The following is a 24,574-nucleotide window of genomic DNA, read 5'->3' as shown; positions in this document are numbered from 1 at the left end:
GAATACATACATAAAAATTGCTCATATAGCTGCAAGTCAAAAGCCTATTTGTTTCATGTACAAGAGGTTGCGATGAGTAAACATCAAGGAAAAGATATGAAAAAGCATCAAGTTTATAAACATCCTCTAGGTCTCATTTTACTTAGTTTCGCAGTTACAGGTTGTGGTAGTGATAAAGACAGTGTCTCAATTACGCAGCCTGAAGTGGAAGAAACATGTCCAACGATCATGGATGAAAAGCTATTTGCAGATGCAGCAGCTTTAGAAAAATTGGTACAGGTAGGGCCAGAACTCGGTCAGTTACGTTCTACAGGGAGTCAAGCTCATAATCAATTGATTGACTGGATTGAAGTAGAAGCAAAAAAAATACCAGGTATGCAAATACAGTCGGATAGTTATGAAATTGAGCGCTGGCAACCTGCTATACAAGCTGAAAATGGTAAAGGGCGTAGCTTATCACGCTCAGGAAGCCTATCTGTCAATGGTCAGGATATTCCGATTGCTGGAGCAGTGCCGTATTCATTGGGTACATCTGGTACGGGGAATACAGGTCAGTTGATTTATTTAGCTGCCAATCAGCCGATTACTGCTGAGCATAAGGGAAAAATTATTGTTCGTGAAATTCCAACAGCTGATGATCCTAATTACGCTAATGTTGTGGCCCCGCCTTACGCATTTTTATTTCAATTTGTAAAATATGTTAGTTCGGCTTTGAATGATCTGAGAACTGAAAGATATGATAAGCCATTTTTAGCAGCGCGATTTATGCACAGTGATTTGGTTGCTGCTGGTAAGGCAGGAGCTGCGGGGCTGATTCTTGGTTTTGATGTACCACGAGAGCAAGTGAAAGATTATTTTGACCCGCATAATGGTTTGCATTATCGACTTCCAGCTGTTTTCTTAGGATCGGATGAGTTTGCCAAGATAAAAGCATTAGCAACAAGTACAACGGATGCACGTATCGTTGTTCAAGCAGAACGAGATAAAGCCATGACTCGTAACTTAACTGCAACGCTACCTGGAATGAGTGAAGAAAAAGTTGTTTTTGTTGCCAATACAGACGGTAATACGTGGGTTCAGGAGAATGGTGCTGCTGGTATGGTGGCTTTGGCACAATATTTTGCTAAATTACCGCTGAAATGCCGACCAAAAACTTATGAATTTGCATTTAATACAGGCCATCTTCATATGTCTAAAGAAGGCACTTTTAGATATATGGAAAAACTAAATGAAGAATATAAAGCGAAAAAAGTCAGTTTTGTATTTGCTGTAGAACATTTAGGAACTCGTGAAATATTAGCAAAACCTCGTCAGGATGGTGGGGTAGGGCGAACTTTAGCGTTTTCTGGCAGAGCAGAACCACAAGCTTGGTTTGTTCCTGAAGAACATCTTTTAATGCAGGAAATTGCCACAGAAGCGGCACAAAGACGTAAATTGCCGAGTGTTTTTATTGGCACAGGGCAGGATGTACCTGTTCCAGATCGTTTACCGAAACAGTGTGATTTTGGTGGAATTGGTAATGCTTCACATAAAAATTTGATTCCAACAATGGCAACCATCTCTGGTCCGTGGTCACTGTGGGCACCATCATTTGGTAAGGATGCTATTGATTTTAATCTAATGCATCAACAGTTGTTGGCAATTGGTGATTCAGTTTTAGCCTTACAAAAACATTCTCAAGCTGAAATTGATGGACCTTATACTGCTTGGAAAGCTGCTCGTGATCAGGGTAAATTAACCTGTTCTCATTCTACAAATAGTGGTGTGGAAGATGCACCTGCGGCTATTCAATAACAGATTATATGACTAGCAAATAAGAAACTCTGTTAAATCGGTATATAACGTTACGAATATAACCTGAGTTCGATCTAAAAAAGCGTAGAAAAAGCCTTAGCATTTGTAATATATTGGTTTTCAAGATAAAAAATTACAAAACAAGGCTTTTCTATGACTCATATTACCGAATTGTTTTTGGATGATTTTTGCAAAATATTTAATGAATTATTAGAAAAGGCCTAATTTTCAAGCAAAATAAACGAATACAAAAATCGGCTTTAAGCCTGTATCAAGTCATGATGATTGTCATCTTATTTTATGAGAGTTATTACTCGCAAAGGGTTATAGATTCTTTAAATATTTTTATTGCCATATGGGCGTTCCTTTTTGGAAATCAACTTTCCCAAAGCTTCTTAGTTATAACTATTTTATTAAAATTATGCCTCGTTGTTTTACAAGCATTAAATAGCTTCTTTCATCAGGTGAAAGGAATGGGCACGGGGATCAGTATTATTGATTCTACTAAATTGGTTGTTTGTCATAATCTTAGAATTAAAAGGCGTGTGTATTTAAAGGTTGGAAAATCGTGTAAAAAGTAGTATGGGATAGTTTTGTATGTTTAAATTTCATATTATTATCAATATATTAGGTGAAAAAATTAATCTAAAAATTACTTCAGGTAATGTGCATGTTTTTCTCTAATTCATCTAAGGCAGCTGCATTATTTGCAGCCCAGTCATATAACGCTTGTAATGGTTCAATAAAGGTTTTGCCCAAAGGAGTGAGTGAATATTCTACTTTTGGAGGCACAACGTTGAACACTTCACGGTGAACTAAACCCGCACTTTCAACTTCTCGTAAAGTTTGAGTCAGCATCTTTTTAGAAATGCCTGGTAAAGCCCTTTCTAATTGCCCAGTTCGCATCACACCAAAACTTAGAGAATAGAGCACCATCGAGGTCCATTTCCCATTCAATACATAATGAATACGTCGCTGCGGACAATTTTCTCTTAACACGAAATTCTCAGAAGCTTTATTTTCCACATTAGTCACCAAAAGGGTTCTATATCACAAAAAAGTGCCTACTTTACATAAAGGCGCTATAGCGAATAGGATTATAGCATTGTTTTAATCACCATATATTGAGTATCAATGTAATACGAGGATATGAATATTCCCATAAAGCATTGATCGAGGATTCATCATGAAAGCAGCTGTTATACATGCCTTTGGCGGACCTGAACAAATTCGCATTGAAGATATTCCAACCCCGACTCCTGGACCAGGACAAGTTTTGGTTAAGGTGCTTGCTGTTGGTATTAATCGTCTTGATCACTATGTACGTTTGGGACAAATCAATCCTCATTTACTCTTTCCGCATATTCTTGGTTCAGATGCGGTAGGTGAGGTTGCTGAATTAGGCACTGGAGTAAATGGTTTTGCTGTAGGTGATCGTGTCATTACGATGCCAGGTTATCCAACTGATCCTGCTGAGGCGCATATTCGTCCTGTGACCACGGCAAAGAGCTATGCAATTCCTGGTGCACATATTCAAGGTACCTATGCGCAATATGTAGTCGTACCTGAAGCTTGGTTGCTGCGTGATACTTCAGGCTTACCTGTAGAGCAAATTGCTGCTATGCCAGTTGCTTTACTGATAGCCATTCGCGCGGTGCAAATTGTCGGTGAGGTTAAAGCGGGTGATCGCGTTTTAATTCATGCAGGAGCATCAAGTACCGGAATCATGAGTATTCAAGTTGCTCATGCCTTAGGTGCTCGTGTGGCTGTCACTGTACAGAATGAAACTTCTGCGGAATTGGTTAAAAGCTTAGGTGTTGAATTGGTAATCAATTCCCGTGAAGAAGAGTTTGTTCAAGCGATAAGCACATGGACTGATGGTCGTGGTGCTGATGTTGTGATCGATAATTTAGGTGGTGATATTTTTGCACAAACTATAAATGCTGTTAAACCTCAAGGCATTATTGTGGCAATGGGTTTTATGGCAGGTCCTGAAGCCACTTTTGATATTCGTAACTTCTTTTTCACACAAAAACAATTGCGTGGAACTTTAGTTGGAGACATTGAAGACTTTGCTGCATGGTTAGATCCAATCCGTGAAGGAAAGATTAAACCAATCATTGATAGTGTACTTCCACTTTCTAACGCAGCTCAGGCCCATGAGCGGATAGGAGCTAATCTTGCTAAAGGCAGTATTATTTTATTGCCTTGGGTTGAGTAAACAGATTTTAAGGAGATAGACATGCATGATCAAACGCTTGAGCGGATACATCAGTTGGGTTTAAAGCTTCCTGTAGCGCCTATGCCATTAGGCGCCTATCAGGCTGTGGTTGAAGCTGGATCAATGTTATATATCTCGATGCAAGGTCCAATTCAAGCTGGAAAACCAACGTTGACTGGCTTGCTTGGCCTAGAAGTTTCTATTGAGGCAGGGCGTGAAGCCACCCAACTCAGTTTACTTAATTCGCTTGTACAAGCATGGCACTATCTGGGGAATTTAGATCGTGTAAAAAAAGTGGTTCGTTTAGATGCTTATGTTGCTTGTGAAGAAACTTTTATAAGCCATCCACAAGTGATTGATAGCGCTTCTGAGCTACTGGTTAAAATCTTTGCAGAACGAGCAGGGCATGTACGCACAGTTTGTGGTGTACGTAACTTACCAGGAAATCTTCCTGTGGGGCTTGCATTGATTTTAGAGCTACACAACATTTGAATGTCGTGGAAATATTTATTCACAATGCATAGTTTTTATATTGAAAATGCTACAGATCTAATTGTGGTTTAATTGATTAAGCCACAATTCATAGTGGTATAAAATACAAAATGAATTACATCAAAATAATGGTATTGAGTTGTTATTGTTACTGATTATTTTGAAATAAAAAGGAGAAGTGTTTTGGCCCAACTTCAAGCAGATATCGATGTGGTCATTATTGGTGGAGGGCAGGCAGCACTTTCTACCGCTTACTTTTTAAAACGGAAAAAAATACCCTTTATTATTTTAGATGATCAACATCAGGCAGGTGGTTCGTGGCAACATGCATGGGAATCATTATTCCTTTTTTCTCAAAATACGTGGAGTTCTTTATCGGGTTGGTTGATGCCAACAACGGAGCAAAGCACACCTACGCGAAATGAGGTCATAGAATATTTATCGGCTTATGAACAAAGATATCAGTTTCCAATCATTCGTCCTGTATATGTTGAACGCGTGGAATCAGAAGGGAAGTATTTAGAGGTCTATGCAGGAGATAGATATTGGCAAGCCAAAGCTGTCGTGAGTGCAACAGGTAATTGGAGTCAACCCTATATTCCAACTTGTGATGGTCGTGAAATATTTCAAGGTATGCAACTTCATTCGGCACAGTATAGAAATACTGAATTATTTAAGAATAAGAAAGTGATCGTTGTAGGGGGCGGTAATTCGGGTGCTCAAATCTTTGCTGAAGTTTCTAAAGTTGCCCAAGCCACTTGGGTGACAGCTACACCACCCAAATTCTTACCTGACGATGTGGATGGTCGTACATTATTCTTAAAAGCGACTGAACGATTAAAAGCACAGCAGGAAAGTGGCATTATTGAGCCTGATCAATCTGTAGCTGGTTTAGGTTATATTGTAATGATTGATAGTGTGAAAGAGGCAAGAGATCGAGGTGTTCTTTTTAGTCGCAGACCTTTCAGATCATTTACAAACCATTCTGTCATTTGGTCTGATGGTTCAGAAGAGCAAATCGATGCAGTAATATGGTGTACAGGATTTAGAGCAGCATTAAGTCATTTACGCAGTCTAGATATTGTTGAACCTAACAATACCGTTGCAGTAGTAGGTGGACGATCTTTAAAAGCAAATAATGTATGGTTGGTCGGTTACGGTGAATGGACAGGAATGGCTTCAGCTACAATAATAGGTGTTTCTAGAACATCACGAGCCGCGGTAGATGAAATTGAAGCTTATTTAGCAGATATTGAAAATTTATAGATCGAACACATTTTTGGTCAATGTATGTACTTAATGAGACTGACCATCTCGCTGCATTATTTTTTAATTTGGGTATTTGAGATAAAGCATATTTTTTTGCTTTTGATACAACATAGATTGTTTTGTTATTAAATTTCTAAAGTAAATTGGATAATGAATTTATTGTTATCCAACAAGAAAAGACGACTCTAACAAGAAAGAATCAGATAAAAGCGGAAACCAAAGTAGAAATTATAAAATATATAGAACTATTTTATAATTGATTGAAATTAAAACATAAAATAAAACGATAGAAGTTTTTCAGGTTAGTGACTTAGAATCTTCCTAGTTAAATTTTTGGTGATGTTCTAAATTGTATACTGGCTTAAATTGTTAATAGAGTAACTGAAACTAAATAAGAGAAATTCACTGTATTTTCAATACTTTGTAATATCTAGGCTGTAAACAAAATATGAATAACATGGTTTTTTGAAACACAACTAAATTCTCTAAATGGTGCGCTCTGCGGGACTCGAACTTTTATCTTATCTAATTGAATTTTAAGTTGTTAATTTATGCGGTAAATTGATTTTACCGCAAAATATACCGTAAAAAATAAAAGTACTCTATTTTATAATTGAGTATTGATCTGATAGCGAGTATTGCGGCCACCACCTTCCAATTTGATTATACACGCTTTTTCGAGCAAGTCAGATAAGTGACGAGTAGCCGTTGCTTTACTAACTTTAGCAACCTTTTGATATTGTGAGGCACTAATACCATGTTCAAAGCCATTTTCACCACCATCTAATAAACGATTCAATACTTTGCGTTGTCCTTCATGGATATCTAAGTTTGAATACTTATGCCAAAACTGACTTTTAAACAATGTTCGATTAATTTGCTTTAACGTCGTTTCAAGGCTGTCATTTAAGGTATCTAAAAACCAAACAAGCCAATTGGTGATATTGGAATCATTTTTTTGGGTTTGTTCTAATATTTCATAGTAACTTTTGCGTTTATTTAATATAACGGGGGACATTGCATACAAGCGAATACTCTGTTCATCCATTTGTGCTAAAGCAAGGTCTGTGAGTGTACGTGTAATACGACCGTTACCATCATCAAAAGGGTGGAGTGTGATAAACCATAAGTGAGTAATACCTGCACGAAGTAGAGGGTCAAGCAAAGCATTGTTTAGACTATGATTAAACCAATTGATAAAAGCTTCTAAACGTTCTTCTAGTCCTTCTCTAGGAGGTGCTTCAAAGTGAACTGTTGGATAATCCAATCGACCAGAGACAACTTGCATTGGTTCTGAACCTCTGAGTTGACCAATACGTAAACGCTGCATTGTCCAATCAGGGTCATTAAAAAGCCATTGATGCCATTGCATAAGACGTTTAACAGTAAGCGGTTGCTTTACGTCGTTAAGTGCGTCTAGCATGGTATTGGCTAAGCCCTCAGATCGGTCTGAACTTGGGTAAGGTTGTTCAAGGGTAACACCCAAACGACGAGCAAGTGAGGAGCGTAATGAATATACATTTAAGGTCTCATTTTCAATCGCTGATGATGCTACAAGATTGGCAAGTAGAGTATCTAAAGTGAATTGTTCTTTGGTTAAATCATGTTGACTTTGCCCAAGTAGAATTCCAATTTTTTGATGAATCTGTCTGGTTTTGGGTAAGATGATTTCATCGTCCCATGTGAAGTTTACCCAGTTTTCACTTTGCCAAATCCAATCTTGCATCTTAGTCTCCACTTAGAATCTTTCCAAGATGAGCTAAATATAACACATATTCGGCTCAATAAATGAGTTGAATCTAATACTTAATTAGCTCATTTACCTCTATTGAATGTGAGGTACATTATTGTTGAATCACTTTTTTTAATTAGAAATATTAAACAATAATTGTTCAAGCCAATTCACATCTATTGCAAAGCCTATCCTTTAGCAAATTCCTTGATTGCTCTCCATCTTACTTTAAAAGCATAACTCACTTACTTTTTGAAAGCTTGGTTTGGATTTTAAACTTTTAATACTCCTTATCCCAAACAATAACGAATATAGCAAATTTTTATACGTAGAGCTGTTGTTTCTAATATTAATTAATATTCAATTTTTGTATTGAATAATGATCTATTAAAGTAATGATTTTAATGTAGAATAAATACTGATTAATAAAAGTAAAACTTTATTATGGTCTTCTAAATATAAAGGATTAGCATGGAAAAGTACCATTTTCTCAAAAGAATAACAAAGAATGATTTATACAAGGTGCTTCACTATAAATATCCTTTGTCGTTTCAACGAGTGTCAAAAAGAAATCAGCAACATGAAGTTGTTATTTTTCAAGAGACAATTGATCTATTGGAAAACTATGATCAGTTGTTGCTGATGCTTAAAAATGATCAGGAACCAATACTTGAGGAACTACCTCATTTGACTGTTGGGCAGCGTGTAGGGCTGAATAAATGGATTAATAGTCTCAGATATCCTCGTAATGTTTTAACTGAAAAGGATCATTTAGACTTTTTTATTTTTAGAAAAATTTCACAATATCTAGAATTGAGTAAAGGGGTTGATCAATCCAGTAACGGCGTAATAAGAGATCTGAATACATACTTAGAACAAGGTGCAATGAAGCTGTGTGTTGATTCTTACTCGTCTATAGCAAGTGAATTTAAAGATTATGAGCTTAACGTTTTTTTGGGTTTTTTGGAAAAGTTGAAACCGAAAGTAGTGGCTGATTCTAGTATCAATGAGCAATTTGACCTAACTGATGATGAGGAAGCTTATGAGCAAAGATTTAAAAAGGTATTAAGCGAATATAAGCAAGTATATGTCTTATGTTTGGATATCAATATTGGGAAAATTGAATCGAAAGGCGATGGCAATTATGATCAATTGTTTTTGGATTATCAGGGAAAAATAAACCGAATACTTCAGAAAGTTGATGGTTTGAATACACTGATACATTACCTTTATAAGTTGGAGCCGAGTCAGGAATTTGGATTTAACCTGCACTTGGTATTGGTGCTTAATGAGGATAAGTTTTTTTCAGAACCTACTTTTGTTGCAAAATTTAAAAAAGAGTTGAGTAGTGAAATTAACTTATTTTCAGACAGGCTGATCATCCGAAATTGGAACGAGATCATTCGTAAAAATTTTAGCAAGAAAGCAGTAGGCCTAATTAAAAATAGCGATTTACCAGCACTAAATGAAAATTGGTATTGGGTATTCAGCTATTTTTTTGTAGTCAATCAGGTCTTCAGGTTTAATGCTGGTTTTGATATTGATCAACTGCGAATACCTGATAAAGTCCCTAGTGGTAATTTAATAACATCACCATCGCATAACGCCTATGAAACTAAAAGTGATGATACTGAACTATTTGCCAACCGCAAACTTTTCGCAAAACCTATACAGCAATATTTGAGCTATGCTGATCTCACTTATTCTGTATATTCATACTTGTCAAACAATGAAGGTGGACATTTAACCATAGGTCATTTGTTGGCACGAATAGAAGTGTTCTGTGAAATCCTAAAAACAGTGAAACCTGAATTATTCATTATTCCAAACAAAGTGTTGTTTGGTTTTTTCTCACCCGAAGAGTATTCAAAAATGCACACTCGATTGGGTCGGATGTGGTTGAGTATTTTTACAACTTTACTTGATGAACCAGACCTCTTTCAGTACGTGTTAAAAGCACAATTCCGATCTCAAAATGTATTGTTCTTTTTAAGTTTTTTGCAGGCAAATTGGAGGGAGTTGCAAGAGCTTCAATCTCCGCCATTGAATGCCGTAATCATGGTTCAACTCAATGAAAAAATGAGCATTTTAAAGAATGAACTATCACATCACGATTTTATAAAATCTAAGACAAGTCTAGATGGCAATTTTAAAAAACTTACCAAGTACGTTCGTTATTTGCTAGCCAAAGATGTTTATGCCTTGCGTATACGGATTGAATTGAGTATCCAGAACAAAAGTTTGAATCAAACAGAGCAATCATCGATTCTGACTGAATTCTTACGAGTGGGCCAGTCAGCACAACCGCTATATTGGCTAAGAGGTTATTTGTTACGTTGGGATCAATATGACTGTGTACAGCGGCAGAGCAGACAAACTTATGCGGATTTAACCTTGTTTTTTGAATATCGACCCAAACTGCAAGATGTCAATTTGCCAGAGAAACTAAGGCAGTATTTGGCTAAATTTATCGCACGCTATAACGAAAAGAAGAAACTGAGTAACTCAGCGAATGAAATACATTACAGTATGCGTAGTTGCAATATTTTTGCTCCAAAGGCGGAGTTAAGGCATGAGGTCTTAAAAATTGAAACCATTAATAAAGACCTTCAAAAAAGCTTTAAGAAATACTATTTACCTTATTTTTACTTTTTGGACTTGTTCATACTATGGGTGGACATGGAAAATGGTAAGAAAATCAAACGTTATACGAAAGGGCAGGAACCCAAAGCTAAGAAAATTTCAACCACAGAGGACAGCCAATCGTCATGATTGATTGCGTATGTTCAGCGTGATTTCTCCTTGAGATTTGACCATAAGCGTTGAATAACTTTAGCTTTGCTGAAAATGATCAATTTTCTAACATTCCCTAGGATAAATTCATTGAAATGTTTCTATACTTCAATGAATCTTAGGGCATTTTTTTCTCTGAAAAGCTGTAGTAGATATTATATGTATGAATTATATAACTAAAGATTAAGAATTAAAAAATACTCAAACACCTGATCTGATGAGCATATTACGGAATTACTCATCATGAACATTCACCAACACACTCCCCATGAACCAAGACTGCTGATTGAAATTGAATCTTTTACCAAGAGAATTATCAACAATGGTTTGAAGAGAAAAGACTTAGCTGAACTTGTTAGGTTGCTAGATGCCTTTGAACAGATCTATTCCTGTAATCATGTGTATGCAGACTACGTTGGTTTATTTGAATTCTTAGCTAGCTATGAGTTTTATGACTTTAAGCAAATGCAAGATGGTCAATACACCTATGCATCTCTTCTAGAAATAAGTGATTGGTTATTAGAGCATTACAGTTGGTCATTCCAAGTTAATAAGAAAAAAGTTCTGAGTGACCTTCGTCAGTATAAGTTTGGTGTTAAGGAGAGATTAGGAAGACTTCGAACAGCGGTAGAGAGATTGTTCCACTGTTATAGCCGTAATCTCATTGTCAGGGTGGATTTGAAGTATCACGTGGATAAACAGCATATGGTTGATATTGAAATGTTTAATCTACATGTTCAAATGCTTCGTAACCGTATGGCAAATAAGCATACGTGTTTTAAAAACCTGAAACTGAATGCTTGGTGTTTAGAGCAGGCTCCTCTAGGGAGTTATCATGTTCATTTGTTTTTGATCTACGATGGTTCTGCATCTACGTATGACTGTAAGCTCGCTAGATGGGTGGGTAGGGTATGGATGGATGAAATCACGGAAGGGCTTGGCTATTATTGGAATTGCCATACACGTAAAAATGCAGATGAAGATTTGGAAGACAGTGAAATTATGGTGGCGAATACAGAAAACAGTCAGCAACAGGAAGGTTATAAATATCTTAATGGTTTGGGTATGATTAAGCGTGAAGACTCAAGAGGATTAGAGAGACTTAAGTCTGTGTATGGCTATTTAGCTCGTATGACTGTTGAAAAGATTGAGCAACGACTTAGAGTCCGTGTGAAAGGTATGAGGGCTTTTGGCTGTTCTTCGTGTTGATTGAGCAAAAGGTTATATCTCTCAATACACTAGGATAGGGTTATATATTATTAGCTAAAAAAGCTATTTGGGACTTTTAAGGAATTGAGTCATACTCGGCTTAATTCCTATAGGTAAAATTTGGGTATTATACTTAAGCATATATTTACATTTCGTATAAAAGTTTTATGTTAAATAAAAAGACATCTTAGAATGCATCTGTTCAATAAACAGCTAAGGTCTTCGATAAATAAAGCGAAGACCTTAATGATGAATTGAGTATATTTTCTAATAGAATCAATGTTTATAAAGAGGAAAATAAAGATCCAGGTTGTACTACATTCAAAGATTGATCGAGAAGAGCTTCTAAGAATTGCTGAGGAGCAAGCCTTTCATAAATAGATAGAAATTCTTCTGTTAATGTTAAATAATTTTCATGCTTTCCAGATACTACTTCTAACCAAATACTAGGTCGGTATCTTACTAAGATTGATAAAGCATATAAAATTACTACGGTTATACATCGATATTCATTAACAGATCCAAAAATTGGAAGTATATAACTAGTCGCAGTAAAAGGACTTCTATGTTGCTTAATTACGCTATGCCAATTTTGATTTTCTGAATGTCTTATAAGTGCTTTGAAATGTAGACCGGGACTGTCTGATTCAATATATTCTATTTGTTCTAAGGGTAAATCTAATCTTTCTAAATCCTCAATAGTTTTACTACCTGACCTATCTCGTATATGTATATATGTTGAATCTTTGGTTTTACCAAAGCTATTATTTATAGCAATATCATAGTTAAAATTAAGCCAATTTGTGGGAGTGCTAGAAACCATTCCTAATAAGTCTTCTAATTCAGGGATATGTGAAAACAACTCTATGAGAGTTATTAGATATGGACTAGATAAGTCTATGTCTGATGGTTTCTTGGGCTTTGCTTGCGGAAATTTAGAGATATCATGCCCCAAAATAGCTAACCAGTTTTTAAAAAACCCACTATATAAAATTCCTACAATGAATCCTTCAAAAGCATTATCTTCTATACTATCCTGTGTATGTAATCCATGACCAAATTTAGTCATATTTTCTACTTCTTGTAGCGATTTTGAGCCATTAGGAGATGCTAACATTTCTGCTGATGCAAAGGCTATGGCGCCATAATAAAGGCTGATAATCCTTTGATTTGATTTCTGATTTTTTGCATTCTCAAAATAATCACAACCATTCTTAACACAAAAGGCAAGGCCTATTGCTTTAGCTTTAATACATTCCATTTCCAAAGGAAGATTTTCTTTTTCATAGCGTTGAATAATCAGTTTCTCAGCTAGTCCTTTAGTTTTAAATTGGCGTATGCGGCTCCAAATTTGGTTTATTGGTTCCTCTGATTGAATAGTATTATTAAACTCTTTAGTAGTAATGATAGGCTTTTGTTGTCCACCTAATGATTTTTTACCATCAGATGCTTTTGTATTCCATGCGACTATGTGTGTTTGAATATTTTTTACTTCAATAACTTCTTTCGAGATCCCAAAAGCATAAGATTCTAGGTGGTAGAAACTACCATTTAAAACGATAAGATCAACTTCTTTATCCAACTTTTTATAGATTAAATTATCAGTAGCACAAGTATATAAAAAGCCTAATTTAAATTGAATATCTCCTTTGGTCATTTGAAGAACCAAATATTCACCGACAGGTTCTATTTGAAGAATTTCACAATTCCAAAGGTGCAGTTCAAATGGAGTAATAATTTTTGAGTGAGCATCTTTACCCAAAAGATCTAATCTTAGTTTTTTACCGTTATCCACAATGTTCCTTCACTCATAACTATTTGATTAATTATAACTCTTATCTAACCATCTTTTATTTAAATTTAGATTAATGCTTATCTTGTAAAAATTATAATTTTAAGTTTCGCTAAAATTAACATAATTGCAACTTTTGCTAAACATTATAAATTTTATAATAAATATCAATATTTTATATTAATTTTCTCTAGAGTTTAGTGAACTAGAACGACTTTTTCATGATTATTCACGTTTCACGTCTGATATTTAATTAATGTTCCACCATTTTTGTAAGCAGAACAAAATTTAGGAATTGAGTCATGCTACCTTGTAAGTGATCAATAAATATATAGAAATATAAAACAAGCTCTATTCCTAACCATCTGAATTGACTTAATTTGCCCTCACCATTATTCTTAGCATGCTGACCTACATTGTCAGTCGGTTTTGACAGACCGAAGATCCATGGCGGCTTATATATTTCTATAAGTCGTTAGAACCCTCGTGTCCCCCTTCTTTGCGGTAGGACGGGAGGGGGACGCTTTACGCGTGCTGGTTCCTTGGATCCCAGTCTGTCAACCCCTTCTCGTTCTGCCACCATAATCAATTGACAGTGATTCGGTAGAACTTCTTAATTCCAAGGAGTCCATCATGGTCATTCAAAACATTCCCTTACTGTACTGAATTCAATTTCAAACAACTGACTTTTCACCAAGCAGTTGATGGGATTTATTCGTCTCATTTTATTCATATTCGCACAACTTCCTGACTCGGGAGTATGCGTTGTCGTGTCTTAAATTTTGATTTCAATACAGAACAATACCAGAGGGGCGCTTTATGAAAATTCAAACATTCAGCATGCTTGCTGTATTCCTTTTACCTATTTTATCTGCCTGTTCATCTACGGATAGTAAAGAGCGTAAAGCCTATATCGAACAATGCATGTATCCAAACGCTGCCATTAAAACCGCAGTGGAAAGTGAGGACACCTGTAGCTGTCGCTATGACAGCATTCGTGAACAATACGGCAAGCCATTCTTTACTGTACCGATCACCAATGATGAAGACAGACGTCGTTTGGACTTTGCCAGAGGTTATACCGTAGGCAAATGCAGAGGATAGGAACATGCTAAATAAAAAATTAATTCTCATCATTGCCGTTACTTTGCTTACAGGCTGTGCCTCCAAACAAGAGAAAGCCTGTCAGGAAGAAGCCAATGTGGCTGAAACTGTGATGCAGGCTCGCTTGACCTATGGCGGCTTTGCCGAAGCAACTTATATGCTTGCAGGCGATAACGATGAGCTGAGAGAACAACTTAGACCGATGATTCATGATGCCTTTGAATATGGTCGAGGCGGTACAGCGACTTTTGAAAAAACCAAACAAGTCTTCAAAGATAAATATTACCAACAATGCATGGATAGACCAGCGCCTTGATGTGAATACCTAAGCATAGAGGGGAGAGGGGGGAAAGATGAAAAAGATCATGATGTTGGCAACCATAGCCATGTTGACAGTCGGTTGTGAAAAGCAACCAGAAGCAGCACAAGCACAGAATACCGTAGCCAAAATCGAAGCAGTCAAAACAAAGGCTCAAACAGACAAGCTGACTGAAAAAGAACTACAGGATTTGGAGTCTTTAGAAAAATCACCCAGTGAAGAAACGGCTGCTACCGCAGGCTATTATCTGAGTAATTTGGAAGTGACATCTGTTGCGGAAATTCGAGAATTCATTGCCAAAGGCTGGGATGAATGGGAAACACTGAATAGACAAGAAGCGGAGAAGGACGCACAGCAAGCACCATCCGACCAAGGCGATGCTTCAATGCAATATCGTATTGAAATCAAGAATCAGGTCTTCGGTGGAAAGCATGAGGTTGAAACAGCCTATCTGCATTTAATCTCATTGTCAGATAGTATTACTCTTGATCGAGTGGTGGTGAATCGCGGTAACTGTAAAGCAGATTACCGTGATGGTGCCAATCCAATTCTGTACGGAAAATCCATGCGCTTCTTCTTGAATTGTGATCCACGTAATGTCAGAGAGGTGGTTGCAGTACTCAAGGATGGACGTGAAATTGTAATGTCCCCACAATAAGTTGAATGCGATATTTATTCTACATACGCACCATGCACTATACAGTTGAGCAGTTGAGCAGTTGAGCAGTTGAGCAGATTGAAAGAAATTTCACTTATATAACATAAAGATGAATCAATACACAGAATGCGTTTATTGAGTCCAATTACACGCAGGGCTCAATAAGTATATTCACAAGACCAATCTGAATCAGGCTGCTGGACTTCATTCCAATCAAGGGATGAAGTCCAGCAGCCTTTTTGTTTATAAGGAAACAATACATGGCACATCAACTTGAACAAATGGCTTATGTTGGCGAAACCCCTTGGCATGGCTTAGGGAATCAACTCACGCAAAACCAACCCATTGAAGTCTGGGCACAGCAGGCAGGCATGGACTGGCGGATTGAATCTTCCAATGTTAGCTATATGGCACAAAATGAACGAGGGCAAAGCATCATCATGCCCTATGAAGAACAACGGGTGCTTTATCGTTCCGATACCCATGCACCACTCTCTGTGGTCAGTCAGCGTTATCAGGAAGTGCAGCCCATGGAAATCCTAAATTTCTACAAAGACCTGACCGAACAATCAGGCTTTGAGTTGGAAACCGCAGGGGTACTGAAAGGTGGGAAGAAGTTCTGGGCTTTGGCACGAACAGGGCAAACATCTGCCTTAAAGGGTAAAGATGTCAGCAATGGCTATATTCTCTTAGCCACCGCTTGTGATGGCACATTAGCAACCACTGCACAATTCACCAGTATTCGCGTGGTGTGTAATAACACCTTAGCCATTGCTTTAAAAGGACAAAACTCAAGTGCAGGCGTGGTCAAAGTCCCACACAGTACCAAGTTCGATGCCGAGAAGATTAAACAGCAACTCGGTATTTCCGTCCGTGCATGGGAAGAGCACATGTATGAAATGAAACAACTCAGTCAACGTAAAGTCACACAGCAAGAAGCCGCAGCCTACTTTGATGCTGTATTTAATAACACCAGTCTGAGCATTGCCGAACAGGATGACAGCATTATTCAGTTTTACCGCAATGTCGCGAATCAAGCTGAGTCCACGAAAACTGACCAAACAAAAACCGAACCCAATGGACGAGCGATGTCTAAAGTCATGACCATGTTTAATGGGCATGGACGTGGGGCTGAACTCAGTTCAGCCAAAGACACAGCCTATGGCTTACTGTGCTCAATCACGGAATTTGCAGACCATGAACGTCGAGCCATGAGTCAGGATCATCGTCTGGATTCTGCTTGGTTTGGCGCAGGGGCAGGCTTAAAACAACGTGGATTGGAACAGGCTCTAAGGATGATTGCCTAATTTTCATCAACGAACAAACTCACTCATCTAACGTTACCTAAAAAAAAGCATACCCCACAGCCACATCTTCGAATGTGGCTTTTTTATGCCCAAAATTTAATCAATACAGGAATTAAACAATGAATAGTCACTTAAATATCTCCAGCCCATCTAATGCAGTCATGACCAACCCAGCAATCAAAAGCCAACCCTTTATTGCTCCACGTTTCTTTAGTGCTAAACGCCTTGTGAATACCAAAAGCATGAGTCAAGCCGAATGGTTAGAAGTGCGTCGGCAAGGCATCGGTAGTAGTGATTGCGCTGCCGCTTGTGGACTCAATCCCTATATGTCGATGTTGGAATTGTGGATGATCAAGACAGGTCGTATTCAACAATCCATCGAAGATGAAAGTGAAGGACATGCACCGTTGTACTGGGGCAAACGCCTTGAACCCCTAGTGGCTGAATACTACAGCATGCACACCAATTACAAAGTCCGTAGAGTCAATGCAGTGTTACAACATCCTGATGAAGATAAACATTTCATGCTCGCCAACTTAGATTATTCCGTGGTGGGTGATGCAGATGTACAAATTCTAGAATGCAAAACCGCAGGGGAATATGGCGCCAAACTGTGGCGAGACGGTGTGCCTTTATACGTGTTGTGTCAGGTACAACATCAATTGGCAGTGACAGGCAAAAAAGCTGCGCATATCTGCGTACTGATTTGTGGGCATGAAACTCGCATCTTTAAAGTGACGCGTTCTGAATCGGTGATTCAACACATCATCAATGCTGAGCGTTATTTCTGGGAATGCGTAGAAAAAGACACTCCACCTGAAGCCGATGCCAGTGAATCGGCAGCCAAAGCTTTACAGCTACTCTATCCCGAACATGTGCCACTCAGTACCACAGACCTCACTGAAGATACGCAAGCCAATCAACAGTTTGAACAACTGATTCAAGCACGCAACCAAATTGAAAAGCATCAGGAGCAATTCGATCTACTCAAACATCAACTGCAAGCCAAGATGCAACAGGCAGAACGCGCAACATTCTTAACAGGCTCAGTGACGTGGAAAAAGTCCAAGGACTCAATCAGCTTAGACAGCAAGGCTTTACTGAAACAACATCCTGAATATCTGAATCAATTTCCACAAAACAAACTAGGTTCACGGCGTTTCAACATCTATACCAATGATGATTGAAAGCGATTTAGCCTAAGCAAAATATCCAACCACTCAACATTAAAACAGACCGCCTAAACATCCCATGCCTGAGCGCATGGGATTTTTTATGTCTATTTCATTTTTAACCAAGCAATACAACACATTTAAATGACAGAGGAAAGCATCATGATTAAAGGTTTAGCCATTACACCGCCGATACTTGGACGAATCAGTATCGGTAAAGTGGTAGAAAAGAATGGTAAACGTTTACCTGAAAAGGACGATCAATTTACCATTACCAGTCAAATCCAAGGCAAAGAAGGATGGGTCAAGCACCCCTTAGATGAACAGCTTCGTGCCAAAGCGCAAAACCAAAAACTCAGAACCATACCAGTCCGCATGATTTTCAATGATCCTGAATTGAATCTACGTGCAGAGTACAGCTTGTTTGACCGTCAAACAGGTAGACCTGTTTGTGTGGGTAATGGAGAAACTTGCCAACGACTGACCAATCAAGGAGTTGAGCAACATCCATGTCCTTCACCTGATCTCTGTCCTTTGGCACAAGGTGGCAACTGCAAACCTTTTGGCAGACTACATGTGAATTTAGATGAATCGGATGAACTGGGTACATTTATCTTTAGAACCACGGGATTTAACAGTATTCGGACTTTGGCAGCGAGGCTGAGTTACTACCATGCAGCATCCAATGGCTTGCTTTCATGCCTGCCCTTACAACTCACGCTTCGGGGAAAGTCCACGACGCAAAGCTATCGTACCCCTGTGTATTACGTGGATTTAACGCTCAGAGATGGCGTCAATCTTCAACAGGCGATTCAAATGGCAAAGGATATAGATCAGCAAAGCAAAGCTTCAGGGTTTAATCAACATGCTTTAGATCAGATAGCACGTCAGGGGTATGGCAATGCACGGTTTGAGGTGAACTCGGAAGAGGGATTGGATTTGGTGGAGGAGTTTTATACGGATGAGCTTGTTGAGTCTGAACAGGTACAGCCTGAGTCGAAAGCCAAGACAAAGCCTAAGTTTCAGCAGGGGCAAGACTTTGTGCAGGATATTCAGAAAGGCTTACAGCAGCATGTACGGGCTGTGAATTAGATGGGGGTGGACGATATTGGACTCAGTAAAATTTTATTGGACTGCCCTATTATCTGAGCGAATCACCGCTCGCATCAGTGATTAGGAGTAAACATCATGAATGCGTTCACAGGTCAAACTTTTCAGATGAATCAGATTATCAACTTGAAAGAAGTTATGCGAATTACAGGGTTAAGTCGCGCAACGATTTATAACATTATGGATGAGCGTCATAAGCAATACGATCCAACATTTCCCAAACAGACGAATTTAACTGTTGGTCGTGTTGGATGGTCAGCTTGGGAAATCAATCAATGGATTGAATCTAAGTTAGCGAGTCGTTAATGATTGGGAGCTTCGGCTCCCTTATTTTTTGTTAAGTTGTTGGTATGAATGTAATTGGCTTCATTATTGGCTGAACTGTACTGGTTTTATCGGAGACAGTTTGTTTAATTTAGGTAGCCTGATCTATCATTCAAGAGTTCTTCACACTAAAAACTATTTCAAAGTCCAAAAACCTCATATTTTTAAATGCTTTTTTTTAAAATATGTTAAATTCCACATTAATACATTTTTAAAATTTAAGTGATAAAAGCACTTTATAATTTGGAGCTTGGTCTGAATGTCAGCTTTAACAAATTTACTTCAATCGATTGAAACAATTAGCCTTACAAATAGAGATAAAGGTACTTCATTTGAGAATTTGATGATTCAATATTTCTTAAATGAACCTAAATATGCCGAAATTTATACAGAAGTTTTGTCATATTCTGGTTGGGTTGAAAAGTACGGTGAAAAGTTAAAAGTTACTGATAAACGTGACTATGGTATTGATCTTGTTGCGGTAACTATTGATGGTGAGTTCCATCCAATCCAATGTAAAAATTACAACACTACAAAAATTCAGAAGAAAGATATTGATAGCTTTTTAGGCGGCTCTGGTAAATCTTATTTTGCATATCGCTACATTGTAGCTTCAACGGATGATTGGACTGATAATGCTAAATCAACTTTAGTGGATGCAAATCCACCTGTTGCAACTATTTCATTATTAGATTTAGAAGGCAGTTTAATTGACTGGTCACAGTTTAATTTTGATTCAAATGTGAAGCCTATATTTCGTAAAAAAAATAGTTTAAGAGATCATCAACGCCCCGCATTGTCGGCAGTCAAATATGGATTAGCTGAGGCAGATCGTGGCAAGCTTATTATGGCATGTGGTACGGGTAAGACCTTTACCTCTTTGCGTATTGCTGAGGAACTGGCAGGTCGTGGCAAAAATGTATTGTTTCTAGTCCCTAGTCTTGCATTACTTAGTCAAACGCTTGACGAGTGGACTCAACAAACATCATTAGGTATCCGGAGTTTTGCAGTCTGTTCCGATAGTGATGTTGGTAAGAAAAAAGATGATGACAACATTGTAGTCGGGATTAGTGACTTAAAATTCCCTGCTACAACCAATCCCCAAAGTTTAGTTAAAGCATTTAAGGCAAGAGATTTATTTAAACCGAATGAAGCGAATGAGGATATGAATGTCGTGTTCTCAACTTATCATTCTATTGATGTAATTGCAGAAGCACAAAAAGTAGGATTCCCTGAATTTGATTTAATCATTTGTGATGAAGCACACCGTACCACAGGAGCAACTTTTGAGGGGGATGATGAATCCAAGTTTGTGCGTATTCATAATAATGATTATGTACAAGGCAAGAAACGTCTATATATGACTGCTACACCACGTATTTATGGTGATACGGCTAAAGAAACAGAGGGTGTGACACTTTGCTCAATGGATGATAAATCACTGTATGGTGAAGATTTATATGTCATTACATTCTCACAAGCTGTAAAAATGGACATTTTATGTGACTATAAGGTAATTGTACTTGCTGTTGAAGAAAGCCATATTAATCGTCAATTACAAGGCTTATTAAAAGACGAAAATAACTCTCTAAAAGTTGATGATGCTGCAAAAATTGTTGGTTGTTGGAAAGCTCTCGCTAAACAAGGTTTATATAATCCTGACGGTACAATTGCTAAGCCAATGGAACGTGCAGTTGCTTTCTGTCAGGTAATTGAAAAAGAATATAAAGGCAAAAAACATAAAGTTAGTTCTAAGCAAATTACTGAAATGTTTAGTGCTGTTGTTGAAGCATATCAACAAGCAGAAATGGATCATTTATATAGAACAGAAGAAGACCCTTATATTGATCCTTCACTAAAACTAAATTGCCATGTGAAACATGTTGATGGTGGTATGAATGCAACAGAAAAGAAAGAAAAAATCACTTGGTTAAAAGAACAAGCTCCTCAAAATACATGTCGTATCTTATCTAATGTGCGCTGTTTATCAGAAGGTGTGGATGTTCCATCACTTGATGCGGTTCTTTTCCTGACACCTCGTAACTCTCAAGTCGATGTAGTGCAATCTGTTGGACGTGTAATGCGTAAAGCGGAAGGTAAGCAACTTGGTTATGTCATTTTACCAGTAGTGATTCCTGCGGGTGTAGAGCCTGAACAGGCGTTAAATTCTAATGAAGCCTATCGTGTGGTATGGCAAGTATTAAACGCTCTACGTGCGCATGATGACCGCTTTGATGCGATGATCAACAAGTTAGAGTTTAATGGCAAAGACGTATCCCGCATGGAGGTTATTGCGGTTGCTGATAAGGTTGTTAAAAAGACTAAAAAAGCCAAACCAAAACAAGGTGACGATGAAACAACGACTACAGGTTTAAGTGAAGGAAAAAAACAAAGGGCCAAAGCACAAGCCAAAGGCGGTTCATCTATTGGTACAGCAGAAACCCCGCTACCAGTTCAAGAGGAAATGGTATTTGAAGTTGGTGAGATTGAACGTGCTTTATATGCCAAGATCGTAAAAAAATGTGGTAATCGTCATCATTGGGAAGACTGGGCAAGTGATGTCGCCAAAATCGCTAAAACTCATATCGACCGTATTCAAGCTATTCTTGAAAACCCTGCAAATACTAAAGAAATTACGGCATTCAATGAATTTGCTTATGAATTACGTGATGATTTGAATAACAGTGTATCTGATGCTGAAATCATTGAAATGTTGGCACAGCACTTAATCACCAAACCAGTATTTGATGCCCTATTTAAAGATCATAGCTTTGCTGAACACAACCCAATGAGTTTAGCAATGCAAAAGGTGCTAGATGCGCTGAATGAGCATCATTTGGATAAAGAAGCTGATACGCTTAACTCATTCTATGAATCAGTTCGTATGCGAGCAGAAGGCATTAATACTGCCGAAGGCAAGCAAAGCATTATCTTAACGCTATACGATTCATTCTTTAAAAATGCTTTTCCTCGTATGACTGAAAAGCTAGGTATTGTTTATACGCCTGTTGAAGTTGTTGACTTCATTATTCACAGTGTAAATGATGTGCTTAAAAGTGAATTTGGTAAAACCTTTGCTGATGATAATGTTCATGTTCTGGATCCATTTACAGGTACAGGTACATTTATTAACCGCTTGCTTCAGTCTGGATTAATTCCTGCGGATCGTTTGACTTATAAATATAAGAATGAAATTCACGCCAATGAAATTGTTCTACTCGCCTATTATATTGCTTCAATTAATATTGAAACCGTATATCACGATCAGATGAAAACGATTAATCCCGAACTAGAGTATGCACCATTTGAAGGGATTTGCTTAACCGATACTTTTGAAATGTACGAAAAAGAGGATTTAGTCAGTAAAGTTTTAGTCGATAACAGTGAAAGACGTAAACGCCAAAAAGAACTTGATATTCGGGTCATAATGGGCAATCCCCCTTATTCAGCAGGGCAAGGTTCACAAAACGATGATAATCAAAATGTAAGATATGAACATTTGGATGAAAGAATTTATGAAACATACACACTAAACTCATCAACTTCATTTGGAAAGCGTAGTTCATTAGATTCGTATATTCGTGCTATTCGATGGGCAAGTGATCGGATCAAAGACTATGGAGTAATTGGTTTTGTGACCAATGCTGGTTATATAGATTCAAAATCAGCCGATGGTTTACGCAAATGTTTGGCTGATGAGTTTAGTTCATTATATTTTTTCCATTTACGTGGTAACGGAAGAACATCTGGAGAGCGATGTAGAAAAGAAGGACACCCTTTGTTTGCAGCCATTGGTGGTAAAGGCGGAAGTCTTGCACCGATAGTTATTTCAGTCCTAGTAAAAAATCCAAACGCACAGCAACATGGTCAAATTTATTTTCATGACATTGGTGATTATCTTAGTCGTAAGGAAAAACTAGAAAAAATTTCTGATTTTATCAGTATTGATGGTATTACAGCGATTGATGGCTGGACAACAATCATCCCTGATGTACATAACGATTGGCTTAATCAACGTGATGATTCTTTTCAAGAGTTTATAAAAATTCACGACAAGAAATGTATTTCAATTTTTGAAAAAACATCACTAGGAGTTATCACAAATAGAGATGCTTGGAATTATGATTTCTCCTTGTCAAAGTTAAAGAATAGAACTAAAAATGCTTTAGCATTTTTCAATGAGGAAGTTATTCGATATAAGAAAGCTTGTGTTGGACTAACTCCTGATCAATATCCAAATATGATGGATTTTGTACACAAAGATTTATCAATTACAAGCTGGGGGGGGCGTTCTTGGAAATCACCCTTTAAAAGACATTTAGAACAAAGTTACGATGATAATGATTTTAAAATAAATTCATATCGACCATTTATGAAACAATTTCACTATGCTTCTACGGTATTTAATCATAGTTTTTATTCAATTAAGGATTTTTTTGAGAGTGATAATATTGTAATCTGTATATCAGGAAATCAAGGATTATTTATTACAAATACCATTCCTGACCTACATTTTATTGGTGATACACAAGCCCTACCTTTGTATTTGTATGAAAAAAAATCATCAGATGGTGATCTATTTGACCAAACAGTTGATCCACTCATAAATGAGCAGGCTCAAGCCAAAATAAAAGATGGTAAATATATTCGTAAAGATGCTATTAGCGACGAGGGCTTAAAGCATTTCCAAGATGCTTATCCGACTGAAACATTTAGCAAGGAAGATATTTTTTACTATGTGTATGGCTTATTGCACAGTGAAGATTATCGTACTCGTTATGCCGATAACCTTAGCAAAGAGTTACCACGTATCCCATGTGTGAAAAAAGCCGAAGATTTTTGGGCGTTCTCTAAAGCGGGTCGTGACTTGGCATATTTGCATTTAAACTACGAAACTGTAGAGCCTTACAAAGCAAAATTGGATTTAGGCGGTAAATCATTAAAACAATTAGAAGATAAAGACTTTTATGTGACTAAGATGAAATTCCCTAAAAAAGACCAAAAAGATACAGTGGTCTATAACAATGCCATTACTATTCGTGAAATACCGCTAGAGGCTTATGATTACGAGGTGAATGGTAAGTCTGCACTTGAATTGGTGATGGAGCGTCAAAGCGTTTCTACGCACAAAGACAGTGGTATTGTAAACGATGCAAATGATTGGGCAATTGAAACAATGGGTAATGCAAAATATCCATTCGAGTTGTTCTTACGTGTGATTACGGTGAGTTTGGAAACAATAAAGATTGTGAGAGCTTTGCCGAAGTTGGATATTTAA

General features: G+C 37.5%; 17 protein-coding genes and 1 pseudogene. 15 read left to right on the top strand and 3 right to left on the bottom strand.

Going from position 1 to position 24,574, the window contains the following annotated elements; all coding sequences use genetic code 11:
- Positions 1-96: 96 nt before the first annotated feature.
- Both CDA10_RS02135 and CDA10_RS17135 read left to right on the top strand, forming a co-directional pair.
- Entirely contained in the window at positions 97-1,794 is a 1,698-nt protein-coding gene (locus tag CDA10_RS02135; RefSeq protein WP_089603957.1) for a hypothetical protein, read from the top strand.
- Positions 1,795-1,947: 153 nt separating this feature from the next.
- A pseudogene (locus CDA10_RS17135) lies at positions 1,948-2,466 on the top strand (transposase); the annotation flags it as partial.
- Here the strand turns inward: CDA10_RS17135 and CDA10_RS02125 are convergent.
- Positions 2,452-2,793 (bottom strand): winged helix-turn-helix transcriptional regulator, encoded by a 342-nt coding sequence (locus tag CDA10_RS02125; RefSeq protein ID WP_323807398.1) that lies wholly within the window; start codon positions 2,791-2,793, stop codon positions 2,452-2,454. The pseudogene CDA10_RS17135 and the gene CDA10_RS02125 sit on opposite strands and share 15 nt — an antisense overlap.
- 187 nt (positions 2,794-2,980) lie before the next feature.
- Here CDA10_RS02125 and CDA10_RS02120 point away from each other — a divergent pair, with 187 nt between their 5' ends.
- The 3 genes from CDA10_RS02120 to CDA10_RS02110 all read left to right on the top strand — a co-directional run bounded on the left by CDA10_RS02120 (position 2,981) and on the right by CDA10_RS02110 (position 5,773).
- The gene (locus CDA10_RS02120) at positions 2,981-4,015 is read left to right on the top strand and encodes a quinone oxidoreductase family protein (protein ID WP_089603866.1); all 1,035 of its coding nucleotides are present in this window, start codon (positions 2,981-2,983) and stop codon (positions 4,013-4,015) included.
- 21 nt (positions 4,016-4,036) lie between these two features.
- Positions 4,037-4,507: a RidA family protein gene (locus CDA10_RS02115; protein ID WP_089603865.1), complete on the top strand. Its 471-nt coding sequence runs from the start codon at positions 4,037-4,039 to the stop codon at positions 4,505-4,507.
- Between the two features lie 183 nt (positions 4,508-4,690).
- Positions 4,691-5,773, top strand: coding sequence for an ArsO family NAD(P)H-dependent flavin-containing monooxygenase (locus CDA10_RS02110; RefSeq protein ID WP_089603864.1), 1,083 nt, complete (start codon positions 4,691-4,693; stop codon positions 5,771-5,773).
- 610 nt (positions 5,774-6,383) lie between these two features.
- Here the strand turns inward: CDA10_RS02110 and CDA10_RS02105 are convergent.
- A complete protein-coding gene (locus CDA10_RS02105) occupies positions 6,384-7,502 on the bottom strand; it encodes a Fic family protein (protein WP_089603863.1) in 1,119 nt (372 codons plus the stop codon).
- 477 nt (positions 7,503-7,979) lie between these two features.
- Between CDA10_RS02105 and CDA10_RS02095 the strand changes: the two genes are divergently transcribed.
- Both CDA10_RS02095 and CDA10_RS02090 read left to right on the top strand, forming a co-directional pair.
- On the top strand, positions 7,980-10,280 hold the full coding sequence (locus CDA10_RS02095; RefSeq protein ID WP_171333933.1) for a hypothetical protein: 2,301 nt from the start codon (positions 7,980-7,982) through the stop codon (positions 10,278-10,280).
- 264 nt (positions 10,281-10,544) lie between these two features.
- On the top strand, positions 10,545-11,510 hold the full coding sequence (locus CDA10_RS02090) for a YagK/YfjJ domain-containing protein (RefSeq protein ID WP_089603862.1): 966 nt from the start codon (positions 10,545-10,547) through the stop codon (positions 11,508-11,510).
- A 283-nt stretch (positions 11,511-11,793) separates the two neighbouring features.
- On the opposite strand, the gene CDA10_RS02085 is transcribed toward CDA10_RS02090, so the two are convergent.
- Complete coding sequence (locus tag CDA10_RS02085) at positions 11,794-13,305, bottom strand: YaaC family protein (protein ID WP_009585778.1); 1,512 nt, start codon at positions 13,303-13,305, stop codon at positions 11,794-11,796.
- An 816-nt stretch (positions 13,306-14,121) separates the two neighbouring features.
- On the opposite strand from CDA10_RS02085, the gene CDA10_RS02080 reads away from it, so the two are divergent.
- The 8 genes from CDA10_RS02080 to CDA10_RS02045 all read left to right on the top strand — a co-directional run bounded on the left by CDA10_RS02080 (position 14,122) and on the right by CDA10_RS02045 (position 24,574).
- Complete coding sequence (locus tag CDA10_RS02080) at positions 14,122-14,406, top strand: hypothetical protein (protein WP_089603861.1); 285 nt, start codon at positions 14,122-14,124, stop codon at positions 14,404-14,406.
- 4 nt (positions 14,407-14,410) lie between these two features.
- A complete protein-coding gene (locus CDA10_RS02075; RefSeq protein WP_089603860.1) occupies positions 14,411-14,722 on the top strand; it encodes a hypothetical protein in 312 nt (103 codons plus the stop codon).
- A 37-nt stretch (positions 14,723-14,759) separates the two neighbouring features.
- Positions 14,760-15,383 carry a hypothetical protein gene (locus CDA10_RS02070; protein WP_089603859.1) on the top strand — a complete coding sequence of 208 codons (624 nt, stop codon included), beginning with the start codon at positions 14,760-14,762 and terminating at the stop codon, positions 15,381-15,383.
- 260 nt (positions 15,384-15,643) lie between these two features.
- Positions 15,644-16,690 (top strand): DUF932 domain-containing protein, encoded by a 1,047-nt coding sequence (locus CDA10_RS02065; protein ID WP_089603858.1) that lies wholly within the window; start codon positions 15,644-15,646, stop codon positions 16,688-16,690.
- Between the two features lie 119 nt (positions 16,691-16,809).
- Positions 16,810-17,877, top strand: a complete 1,068-nt coding sequence (locus CDA10_RS02060) for a YqaJ viral recombinase family nuclease (RefSeq protein ID WP_089603857.1) — start codon at positions 16,810-16,812, stop codon at positions 17,875-17,877.
- Positions 17,878-18,024: 147 nt separating this feature from the next.
- Positions 18,025-18,954 carry a recombination directionality factor gene (locus CDA10_RS02055; RefSeq protein ID WP_089603856.1) on the top strand — a complete coding sequence of 310 codons (930 nt, stop codon included), beginning with the start codon at positions 18,025-18,027 and terminating at the stop codon, positions 18,952-18,954.
- Between the two features lie 96 nt (positions 18,955-19,050).
- Complete coding sequence (locus CDA10_RS02050) at positions 19,051-19,278, top strand: helix-turn-helix transcriptional regulator (RefSeq protein WP_004681576.1); 228 nt, start codon at positions 19,051-19,053, stop codon at positions 19,276-19,278.
- Between the two features lie 277 nt (positions 19,279-19,555).
- Positions 19,556-24,574: a DEAD/DEAH box helicase gene (locus CDA10_RS02045; RefSeq protein ID WP_089603855.1), complete on the top strand. Its 5,019-nt coding sequence runs from the start codon at positions 19,556-19,558 to the stop codon at positions 24,572-24,574.

This window comes from Acinetobacter piscicola (assembly GCF_002233755.1).
In the GTDB taxonomy this organism is placed as follows: Bacteria; Pseudomonadota; Gammaproteobacteria; order Pseudomonadales; family Moraxellaceae; genus Acinetobacter; species Acinetobacter piscicola.
The sequence above is the reverse complement of the archived record's forward strand: the minus strand, read 5'-3'. Positions and strand labels throughout refer to the sequence as shown.

Bases quoted from the DNA above. Each gene is read 5' to 3' on its own strand.
- CDA10_RS02135 (WP_089603957.1), top strand. From the start codon at position 97: ATGAAAAAGCATCAAGTTTATAAACATCCTCTAGGTCTCATTTTACTT.
- CDA10_RS02120 (WP_089603866.1), top strand. From the start codon at position 2,981: ATGAAAGCAGCTGTTATACATGCCTTTGGCGGACCTGAACAAATTCGC.
- CDA10_RS02115 (WP_089603865.1), top strand. From the start codon at position 4,037: ATGCATGATCAAACGCTTGAGCGGATACATCAGTTGGGTTTAAAGCTT.
- CDA10_RS02105 (WP_089603863.1), bottom strand. From the start codon at position 7,502: ATGCAAGATTGGATTTGGCAAAGTGAAAACTGGGTAAACTTCACATGG.
- CDA10_RS02095 (WP_171333933.1), top strand. From the start codon at position 7,980: ATGGAAAAGTACCATTTTCTCAAAAGAATAACAAAGAATGATTTATAC.
- CDA10_RS02090 (WP_089603862.1), top strand. From the start codon at position 10,545: ATGAACATTCACCAACACACTCCCCATGAACCAAGACTGCTGATTGAA.
- CDA10_RS02080 (WP_089603861.1), top strand. From the start codon at position 14,122: ATGAAAATTCAAACATTCAGCATGCTTGCTGTATTCCTTTTACCTATT.
- CDA10_RS02075 (WP_089603860.1), top strand. From the start codon at position 14,411: ATGCTAAATAAAAAATTAATTCTCATCATTGCCGTTACTTTGCTTACA.
- CDA10_RS02070 (WP_089603859.1), top strand. From the start codon at position 14,760: ATGAAAAAGATCATGATGTTGGCAACCATAGCCATGTTGACAGTCGGT.
- CDA10_RS02065 (WP_089603858.1), top strand. From the start codon at position 15,644: ATGGCACATCAACTTGAACAAATGGCTTATGTTGGCGAAACCCCTTGG.
- CDA10_RS02060 (WP_089603857.1), top strand. From the start codon at position 16,810: ATGAATAGTCACTTAAATATCTCCAGCCCATCTAATGCAGTCATGACC.
- CDA10_RS02055 (WP_089603856.1), top strand. From the start codon at position 18,025: ATGATTAAAGGTTTAGCCATTACACCGCCGATACTTGGACGAATCAGT.
- CDA10_RS02050 (WP_004681576.1), top strand. From the start codon at position 19,051: ATGAATGCGTTCACAGGTCAAACTTTTCAGATGAATCAGATTATCAAC.
- CDA10_RS02045 (WP_089603855.1), top strand. From the start codon at position 19,556: ATGTCAGCTTTAACAAATTTACTTCAATCGATTGAAACAATTAGCCTT.